Raw genomic sequence first — 10,072 nt, 5'->3', positions numbered from 1 at the left:
AATTTAATTCGTTAAATTGATCAAGGATTTATGCAGTTTGGTATTACATGTTGATTAAGCATTGCCCGGCTCAGGGTTAGACTTTTCAGCTTGTATACGCATGTAAATTTCTTCACGATGCACTGATACGTCTTTTGGTGCGTTAACACCGATTCGAACTTGATTTCCTTTAACACCTAGAACGGTAACTGTTACTTCGTCACCAATCATTAGGGTTTCACCTACTCTACGAGTTAGTATTAGCATTCTATTGCTCCCATGTTCCAATAAAAATTATAAGATTCCGCTTAAACATACTAATAAAAATTAGACTGAAAAGTAAGTAAAAACTCCCAATCTATTCATTTTCTGTTAAAAATACTTTGTGTAATGCACGAACAGCCAACTCTAAGTACTTTTCATCTATTAAAACTGAAATTTTAATCTCGGATGTTGAAACTAAAACTACATTAATGTTTTCTTGCGCTAATGCTTCAAAAAATAGACTCGCGACACCAGAATGCGATTTCATACCCATTCCAACAGCAGAAACTTTTGCCACTGTGGTTAATCCGCATATATTTTGAACACTTAATTGAACTTGCTGCTCATTGAGCAATTCAAGTGTTTGCAGATAATCATTCGAGTGCACAGTAAAAGCATAGTCTATTTTTTCAAAGTTATGATTAACTTGATTAATCATATCTATTTCGATGCCATTTTCGGCAAAAAGTTTCAATATTTTTGAAAGATATTGCGTACCCGTTGGCACACCTTGTACCTTAATTAAACATTCGTCACGATTAAACGCAATCCCCGATACAACCTTGCTTGGCATATCGTTCTCCTCAAAACTTATTAATGTACCTTCATCGGGATTAAAGCTCGAAAGCACCCTAAGTGGCACATTATGTTTGCCTGCGGCTTCTACTGAGCGAATATGCAAAACTTTCGCCCCTAAACTTGCCAGTTCTAGCATTTCGGCAAAGGTAACTTGGCTCATTCTGCGCGCGTTAGGTTCAACACGAGGATCTGTAGTATATACGCCGTCAACGTCTGTATAGATCTGGCATTCGTCAGCTTTTATAGCCGCAGCTATTTCCACAGCCGATGTATCGGTGCCGCCGCGTCCAAGCGTTGTAACATTGCCCTCAATATCACGTCCCTGAAACCCAGCAATAATAGCAATACGATTATGCTCAAGCTCATGCTTTAAGCGCGTAGCAGCAACCTCAGCAATACGAGCTTTACCAAACATATTGTCGGTTAGAATATTGACTTGATCGGCTAATAAGCTCACAGCTGAGTGGCCACGTTTGATAATAGCCATAGCAAGCAGTGATACAGAAACCTGCTCTCCGGTGCTAATAAGTACATCTAGTTCACGGCTACTCGGGCGAGTATCAATTTGTTTGGCGAGGTTAATTAAGCGGTTGGTTTCTCCCGACATAGCAGAGAGAACCACAACCACTTGATGTCCTTGTTGTCTGGTTTTAACAACAAGGTCAGCGACCGCTTCAATTCGCTCTATTGAGCCGACCGAAGTGCCACCGAACTTTTGAACAATAAGCGCCACTTAGGCTTAAGTACGCTCAGTTAACCAAGCTATAACGCTATCTAGTGCAGCAGCAAGGTTTTGTGGCTCACTACCACCAGCTTGTGCCATATCTGGACGACCGCCACCTTTACCACCTACTTGACCTGCCATATGGTTAACTAACTCACCGGCTTTTACTTTACCTGTTAAGTCTTTAGTTACACCGGCAATTAGGCTTACTTTGTCGCCACTGGCAACACCGAGGGCAATAACACCTGAGCCAATCTTGTTTTTAAGGTCATCAACCATACCGCGAAGCGCTTTAGATTCAGTACCTTCAACGTTTGCTACAAGTAGCTTAACGCCATTAATTTCAACAATCGAATCAAGTAAAGACGCGCCCGCTGCACTTGCGAGCTTATCGCTAAGTTGTGCAATTTGCTTTTCAAGGCCTTTAGATTTTTCAAGCAACGCAGTTACTTTTTCAAGTACCGATGCGCTATCGCCTTTAACTAAAGCTGCAACATCGCTAAGTTGTTGCTCTTGCTCGCTAACGTACGCTACAGCATCTGCACCAGTTACGGCCTCAATACGGCGAACACCTGCGGCAATACCGCTTTCAGATACAATTTTGAATAAACCAATATCGCCAGCGCGCTCAACGTGAGTACCACCACAAAGCTCAATAGAGTAGTCGCCAATAGTAACTACACGTACTTCGTCATCGTACTTTTCGCCAAACAATGCCATAGCACCTTTCGCTTTAGCATCATCAATAGCCATAAGCTCAGTATTAAGTGCAAAGTTACGACGAATTTCGTCATTAACTACACGCTCAATTTCACGTAGCTCATCTTTAGTAACTGCTTCAAAATGCGAAAAGTCAAAACGTAAACGATCTGGCTGAACAAGTGAGCCTTTTTGGCCTACATGGTCGCCTAATAGTTGGCGTAGTGCTTCGTGTAAAATATGCGTAGCTGTGTGGTTTTTCTTAATGTTGTCGCGGCGCGTATCATCAATAGTTGCGTCAACTTTGTCATTAACACCAATACGGCCTTGTACAGTACCGTGGTGAGCAAAAGCATTACCAAGCTTAGTGGTATTAGTAACATTAAATTCGCCACCAGCAACTGTAATAGTACCCGTGTCACCCGTTTGACCGCCTGATTCAGCGTAAAACGGTGTGCGGTCTAGTACTACAATACCTTGTTGACCATCTTCTAATAACTGAACAGCTTCGCCACCGGCAAAAATTTCAATAACGGTCGCGCTGTAATGTGTGCTGTCGTAACCTTTAAAGTCAGTGTGTTTATCTGATTTTAATTGGTCATTGTAATCAGCACCAAACTTACCCGCTTGTTGCGCTGTTTTACGTTGTACAGCCATGCATTCTTCAAAGCCTTGATGATCAATTGTCATCTGGCGCTCACGCGCAACATCGGCCGTTAAATCAGCTGGAAAACCGTACGTATCGTAAAGTTTAAATACTAAGTCGCCCGGTATAATATCGCCTTTAAGGTCGCTTAAGCTTTCTTCTAAAATAGCTAAGCCACGCTCAAGTGTTTTACCAAACTGTTCTTCTTCAATGCGTAATACTTTTTCAATAATTTCTTGTTGCTTAGCAAGCTCAGGGTACGCTTGACCCATTTGCTCAATTAGCGCAGCAACTAATTTATAGAAAAACGAACCTTGTGCACCTAACTTGTTACCGTGGCGCACAGCACGACGAATAATACGGCGCAGTACATAACCACGACCTTCGTTAGATGGCATAACACCGTCTGAGATTAAAAACGCACACGAACGAATATGATCCGCCACTACGCGTAGTGACTTGTCGTCCATGTCTTGTGCATTAGTAACACTTGCAGCAGCGGCAATTAAGCCTTGGAATAAATCGATTTCGTAGTTTGAATGCACGCCCTGCAAAATAGCAGCAATACGCTCAAGGCCCATTCCCGTATCAACAGATTGCTTAGGTAGAGGCAACATTGTACCGTCGCTTTGACGGTTATATTGCATAAATACAAGGTTCCAAATTTCGATGAAACGGTCGCCGTCTTCCTCAGGAGAGCCCGGAGGTCCGCCCCAAATATGCTCGCCATGGTCATAAAATATTTCAGAACACGGACCACACGGACCAGTATCGCCCATAGACCAAAAGTTGTCTGAGGTCGCAATACGAATAATACGATCCTCAGGTAAGCCAATTTCGTTAGCCCAGTAACCAAACGCTTCTTCATCATCGTGATAAATAGTTACTAAAAGTTTTTCTTTAGGTAGGCTTACTACCTCAGTTAAAAACTCCCATGCAAACTTAATCGCGTCTTGCTTAAAGTAATCACCAAAGCTGAAGTTACCTAACATTTCAAAAAATGTATGGTGGCGAGCAGTGTAGCCTACGTTTTCTAAATCGTTATGCTTACCGCCAGCACGTACACAGCGCTGCGAGCTTGTCGCACGTGTATAAGGGCGGCTTTCTGCGCCTAAAAATACATCTTTAAATTGCACCATGCCGGCATTGTTAAATAACAACGTGGCATCGTTACCCGGTATAAGCGAGCTAGAAGGTACTATTTGATGTTGCTTGCTGGCAAAAAAGTCTAAAAACTGTTGCCTAATTTGTGCGGTAGTCATGTGCTGCATTTGAAAGTCTCACCTGTATTTACTGTGCTTGCATTGCAAAATTAATTTCATCGTAGCTAAAACCCCGATACATTAAGTAGCGCACGCGCTTAGCTTTATCTTTGTAATCGAGATCTGGCGGTGTATTTGAATATTTTTTATTGTACGCATCCTGCGCAAGCTCAAACCAATCTATTTCAAGCTCTTCAACTACCAATTCAAGTAGCGAACGATCAATCCCTTTGCCCATAGCTTCGCTTTTTATTCGCTTAAGCCCGTGGCATTTAAATATGTGTTTTCTTACAAAGCCTTCACAGTATCGCTGCTCGTTAATAAAATTGTGCTTTTCGCACCAATCAAGCAGCGTTTCAATAAACTCTTCTGTCGCTTCTTTTTGCTGTAATTTGAGCGTTAACTCACGACGCGAATATTCTTGGCGCCCTAGTAACCAAAGTACATAGTTTTTTAGTTTTTGCTTTAATTTATCATCCATTAAGCGTCAAAACGCCCGCTTGTTTCACTACTAAGTGGCTTAACATTAATGTCGTCACTCGGTGGTACAACAGGCATAAAAATGGCTTGATAAGATACAAAAAAGCTAATGTAGCAAATCGGCATTAAAATCAACAGTGGTAAGAACGATAAGAACATCGAAAGCGCCATAAATAATGCGCAAATAAGACCAAAAACGCCAAGTGGCAAAATATTATGATAAAACACCATTAACGACTTTTTCAGCGCCGTTAAAATGCGTGTTTCTTTACTAAAATAAACAAGCGGTACAGCGTAAGCAAACGCCGTTAAATAAATTAGCATTGCCATAAAAAATAAAATTACATTCGCGCCCGAAATACTCTCAAGCATTTGTTCAAGTGCTACGTTTGGATCAAGTCCCGGTTGACTCATAACCGCCACTGCATCGGCAAATAAGCCATTAGCAAGTAACGCCATTAAAATGCCCGCACCCATTTGATAAAGTGCTAAACGCAATAACCCTAAACGATTTCCCTTAGCCGTAAATGGCTTGAGAATATCGGCTAGCATAATTTTTCCGCCCTGCTGCTTACTAAGCACCGCTTGGTAAAACCCTGCGGTTAAAAATGGCGTAGCTAGCGCTGCTACCACTTGCAGTAAAGGTAAAAATAAAGACAGCAGCCCTACAATGCCAATAAATAAATGCATAAAAATAAAGGTTGCTGGCTGGGTTTTAAAAATAAGCCATCCGGCTTTTAACCACTTTAGCCCTGCATCGGCTTTAAAAATTCGTAATTGTGTAGACATACTTACTCTTAATTTAAAACGAAACACGCCAAGTATAACTTGGCGTGAGGGGGTATTAATAGACGAAACGTAATTAAATGATTAAGGTTTTTTAATTTTCTTAATATCTAACATATGCGCGCCATGCTTAATTTTTGTTTCTAGGTACGATTTATTACCCGCAACACCCGCTTTAATGTGTGCATGCGTGCCCACAACCGAGTCAACACTAATACCGGCATCCTTTAATGCATTAAGCTTCTTAGGATTATTGGTCATTAATTTAACGTGGCTTAAATTAAGCGCATTAAGCATTAATACCGCATCCGAAAAGTCACGTAAATCATCAGCAAAGCCTAAGTGATTATTAGCTTCGTAGGTGTTCATCCCTTGCGATTGCAGTACATAAGCGTCAATTTTGTTGTATAAACCAATGCCACGGCCTTCTTGGCGTAAATACAATAAAATACCGCCTTGCTCGTGCATCATTTCAATACATTCATTTAGCTGCTCGCCACAATCACAACGCGATGAGTAAAACACATCACCCGTTAAACACTCAGAATGCATACGAATAAGCGGTACATCTTGCTCTGTATCAGCGTTGTTAAACACCATAGCAATATGTTCTTTACCATCTTTTAAATCAGTAAATGAGATTATTTCTGCAGGGATATCACTATTTCTGCCAACATTAAGCTGGACTCTTGCTCTTACTTGCGCCACGACAAATCCAAATATTTAAATAACTACGACACGACAATAAAGTGATAATATCACAAAATAGGATAAATACACCGTAGTACAAGACTTTTTATGGCAAATATATGGCGACGATAAGCGTTATTTTCAATGACAGTTAGCAATAAATTGATGCAAATAACAGCCAATGTTATTTACGTTGATTTACCTTAATCAGTGACACCTACAGGCGCGTTTGGTATTTTGTATTTTAAACAACGATAGGGATTATTATGAAACGTCAGCAACTCGCTTTATTTATGGGCTTAAGTTTATCTGCTTTAAGCGCAACAACTTTAAGTACTACAGTACTCGCCAGCCAAGTAAGCGATCCTCAAGCGGTATTTAGCCAAGCATATCAAAGCTATTTAGCGGCAGTTAAAGCAGACGAAAACGTACAACAAACAGCCAAACTTGCTTACATATCAGGTAAAGCCGTTTATGGTGAAAGCTCAGATAACACCGCTAACTTAGCTATTAACTACGCTAAAGCTATTAAAGGCTACGGCAATGAGCTAAACGAACAGCGTTTTTCACTTTATAATAAAGCACATGCTATTTTAGCTGCAAATCACGGCAAACAATCAATAGAAACAGTTGATGCACTGCTCGGCCAAGCTAACTACACAACATCGGCTTACAAAGCAGCTAACTTTTTAGAACAAATAATAGATATAGCTAAAACACAAAATAAACCTAAATTTGTAGCCGACATGAAACTAGAAGCGGCATCACTGCTTGCTAAAAAGTTTAGCTCTAAAAAATATCGCGAAGCGAAAAACTACCTAGAAGAAGCCGACGAGTACTACCAAGAAAACTTACCTGAAAACTCACTAGAGCGTATAAAAGCCGATTTTTTAATGGCCTCATTCGCAGAAGGTCGTAAAAAATACAATCAAGCGATTGAAAGGCTAAACCGTATAGTGAATGTATTCGATAGTAACTTAAACTTTGATCACAGCGCAGAGCTAAGCGCTCACTCTAAGCTTATTGGCCTGTACGAAAAACAAGGTAAAAGCGAAGAAGCAACTAAACATTGCCTAGCAATTGCTAAAATGGTGCCATGGAAAGAATCGCAAGAGCAAACGCCGCTTTACCGTGTTAACCCTAAATATCCAGTTAACAAAGCCAGATTTAGTACCGATGGTAGCGTTGTTATGGAGTTTGAGGTAGACGCAGCTGGCTTTGTAAAAAACCCAAAAGTACTTAGCTCTGAAGGCGGCAGCGCATTTGAAAAATCAGCCAAAGCAGCGCTTGAGCAATGGCGTTACGCGCCAAAGTTTGAAAATGGCAAACCCGTTAGCGCTATTTCTCAGGTACAACTCGACTTTAAAATTAATCGCCATTAAAAGCGGCTCATTAAAAAAGGCGCTTTAAGCGCCTTTTTTAATACTAACTAATACAAACCCTACGTAGTTAAAATTCGTAACTTAAACTAATACCGCCATCTGCTCTATTTTCATTGCTGTCACTTGTTTTACCGTAGCCTACATCTAATTCCAGTCTAAAACCGGCATTGTTTAATCCATTAAAGTTATAGCTGTAAGTAAGCCCTATGCCGTTAGTTGTTTCCTCATCAAAAATACTGCCAATTGCGCAGCCTAGCGTATTAGCAAAGTCAGTTGCTATATCATTTGTTGAACTTTCACATTCTTGGTCTGTATCTCTTGCGCCAATAGCGCCCAAAAGCGCGCCAAATGCATGCTTTTTATTATCGCTTACTGCTTGTTCAAAACCTGCTGAAAATCCATCATCAAGGCCTATTTTATAGTTTGCATACCAACGTTGTTGATTCTCATTAGCCGATAAAGACACTTCTGGAATAACTAAGTAAGGATAGCCACCCCCAATCGAAAAACTAACATCGTTAGCAAAAGTAGAACAAGAAGCGATAGATAAAGTGAGTAGTAATATTTTTGTTTTCATAAAATTCCCTTTGAGTAAGCACCAAATGTACCTAGTTTAGTTCCTTTTCACAATGTAACAAAAGTCCTAACCGTGCTTTTTGTGATTTTAAAACTTCCTGTTGCGATTAAAGCTGGCTTCTCTTCCTAGCTAGAAGTTTCAGTAGTACGCTGATTTTAATATGGTTATTCTCCATACATAGGCGATAACGCAAGAGCAGTTGCCGAACCGACTAGGTTACACACCTCTCGCCGCGATTAAATACTCCTTAGATAGAACAAATTTTAATCCTGAAAGACCAATAAACTCTAAACCACATTAACTGTATTTAATTTAAAAAAGACTTTAGTAGAGCAATAATAAATACAGATAATGCATGTAAATAATCATAATTTATGGTGAAATTAGCTTAATTGATAAAAGGTACCCACGGAGCTTTCATGACTATTTTAGTAACCGGTGGCGCAGGCTATATTGGCTCGCACACTGTTTTAGAACTTTTACAGCAAGGTAATGATGTTGTTGTTATTGATAATTTGAGCAATTCATCGCAAGAATCTCTTGCTCGTGTTAAAAAAATCACAGGTAAAGATACTACCTTTTACCAAGGTGATATTCTCGATAAAGCTTTTTTAGATTCAGTGTTTGCTAAACACTCTATTGATAGCGTTATACATTTTGCAGGCTTGAAATCGGTTGGTGAATCAGTGGCTAAACCAATTGAATACTACCAAAATAATGTACAAGGTACGTTAACGCTTGTTGATGCAATGCGCGAAGCTGGTGTATTTAAATTAGTATTTAGTTCATCAGCTACCGTTTATGGTGACCCTGCTAGTTTACCAATTAAAGAAGACTTCCCTGTGGGCGGTACTACAAACCCTTACGGCACATCTAAGCTGATGGTTGAAATGATGCTGCAAGATATCGCTAAATCAGACGAGCGTTTTGCGTTTGCTATTTTGCGTTACTTTAACCCTGTTGGCGCACATGAATCGGGCCTAATTGGTGAAGATCCTAACGGTATCCCAAATAATCTTTTACCGTTTATTGCACAGGTTGCTGTGGGTAAATTAAAGCAACTTGCTGTATTTGGCGATGACTACGACACAGTTGACGGTACAGGTGTGCGCGACTATATACACGTTGTAGATTTAGCAATTGGCCATTTAAAAGCGCTTGATAAAATTGCCAGCAGCACGGGTGCATTAGTTTATAACCTGGGTACTGGTAACGGGTATTCTGTACTGCAAATGGTTAATGCATTTATTAAAGCCAGCGATCAGGCTGTGCCATATCAGGTTTCACCTCGCCGCCCAGGCGATATAGCCGCCTGTTATGCAGCACCAGAAAAAGCACTAAATGAACTTGGTTGGGAAGCGGTGCGTGGCATTGATGAAATGATGCAAGATACATGGCGTTGGCAGTCAAATAACCCCAACGGTTATAAAGGTTAAGTAAAAAGTAATTTATAAGCTTTGCCTGTTGCACCAGCAGGTAAAGCGCCCTTTACACTCTATATAAATAAATTATCTAAAACGCTATTGCACAAAAAAAAGAGAATAAAGGTAAGTGAGAAGACACCAAAGCATGAGATTACGAGCGTTGCTCGTCACGCCAGCAAGCTGTGCGTCTACACGTAAATCAAACCACACTGTAAAACTTTGGCTGTAGGCGTAGAGCTTGCTCACGCGAAAAGCGCAGCTTTTAATATCTACAACTGATAGCTAAGCTACTCTTTATGAATAAATCATTTAAATAAATTACGAGCGTTGCTCGTCACGCCAGCAAGCTGTGCGTCTACACGTAAATCAAACCACACTGTAAAACTTTGGCTGTAGCCGTGGAGCTTGCTCACGCGAAAAGCGCAGCTTTTAATACCTACAACTGATAGCTAAGCTACTCTTTATGAATAAATCATTTAAATAAATTACGAGCGTTGCTCGTCACGCCAGCAAGCTGCGCGTCTACACGTAAATCAAACCACACTGTAAAACTTTGCCGGTAGGCGTAGAGCTTGCTCAC

9 protein-coding genes are annotated in these 10,072 nt (G+C 40.5%); 2 read left to right on the top strand and 7 right to left on the bottom strand.

Annotation, left to right across the window (positions count from 1 at the left end; genetic code table 11):
- Positions 1-54 precede the first annotated feature (54 nt).
- The 6 genes from csrA to DO88_RS03205 form a co-directional block, all read right to left on the bottom strand.
- On the bottom strand, positions 55-246 hold the full coding sequence (gene csrA / locus DO88_RS03180) for a carbon storage regulator CsrA (RefSeq protein WP_011327236.1): 192 nt from the start codon (positions 244-246) through the stop codon (positions 55-57).
- Positions 247-337: 91 nt separating this feature from the next.
- Positions 338-1,555, bottom strand: a complete 1,218-nt coding sequence (locus DO88_RS03185) for an aspartate kinase (protein ID WP_033040648.1) — start codon at positions 1,553-1,555, stop codon at positions 338-340.
- 6 nt (positions 1,556-1,561) lie between these two features.
- The gene (gene alaS, locus DO88_RS03190) at positions 1,562-4,162 is read right to left on the bottom strand and encodes an alanine--tRNA ligase (RefSeq protein WP_033031907.1); all 2,601 of its coding nucleotides are present in this window, start codon (positions 4,160-4,162) and stop codon (positions 1,562-1,564) included.
- Between the two features lie 19 nt (positions 4,163-4,181).
- Positions 4,182-4,634 carry a regulatory protein RecX gene (locus tag DO88_RS03195; protein WP_033031909.1) on the bottom strand — a complete coding sequence of 151 codons (453 nt, stop codon included), beginning with the start codon at positions 4,632-4,634 and terminating at the stop codon, positions 4,182-4,184.
- Positions 4,634-5,422, bottom strand: coding sequence for a BPSS1780 family membrane protein (locus DO88_RS03200; protein WP_007378958.1), 789 nt, complete (start codon positions 5,420-5,422; stop codon positions 4,634-4,636). Before DO88_RS03200 ends, DO88_RS03195 begins: the two co-directional genes overlap by 1 nt.
- Positions 5,423-5,503: 81 nt before the next feature.
- Positions 5,504-6,127, bottom strand: coding sequence for a GTP cyclohydrolase II (locus tag DO88_RS03205; RefSeq protein WP_007378959.1), 624 nt, complete (start codon positions 6,125-6,127; stop codon positions 5,504-5,506).
- A gap of 248 nt (positions 6,128-6,375) precedes the next feature.
- Between DO88_RS03205 and DO88_RS03210 the strand changes: the two genes are divergently transcribed.
- Entirely contained in the window at positions 6,376-7,491 is a 1,116-nt protein-coding gene (locus DO88_RS03210; protein WP_033040646.1) for an energy transducer TonB, read from the top strand.
- Positions 7,492-7,558: 67 nt separating this feature from the next.
- Here DO88_RS03210 and DO88_RS03215 read toward each other — a convergent pair whose 3' ends face one another.
- Entirely contained in the window at positions 7,559-8,068 is a 510-nt protein-coding gene (locus tag DO88_RS03215; protein ID WP_033031913.1) for a hypothetical protein, read from the bottom strand.
- A 419-nt stretch (positions 8,069-8,487) separates the two neighbouring features.
- Here DO88_RS03215 and galE point away from each other — a divergent pair, with 419 nt between their 5' ends.
- Positions 8,488-9,504, top strand: coding sequence for a UDP-glucose 4-epimerase GalE (gene galE / locus DO88_RS03220; protein WP_007378962.1), 1,017 nt, complete (start codon positions 8,488-8,490; stop codon positions 9,502-9,504).
- The last annotated feature ends 568 nt before the right edge of the window (positions 9,505-10,072 follow it).

Origin of the sequence: Pseudoalteromonas sp. S3431, from assembly GCF_000690035.1 — a bacterium.
In the GTDB taxonomy this organism is placed as follows: domain Bacteria; phylum Pseudomonadota; class Gammaproteobacteria; order Enterobacterales; family Alteromonadaceae; genus Pseudoalteromonas; species Pseudoalteromonas fuliginea.
Note: the sequence above shows the minus strand (reverse complement) of the source record. Positions and strands in the feature narration are given on the sequence as shown.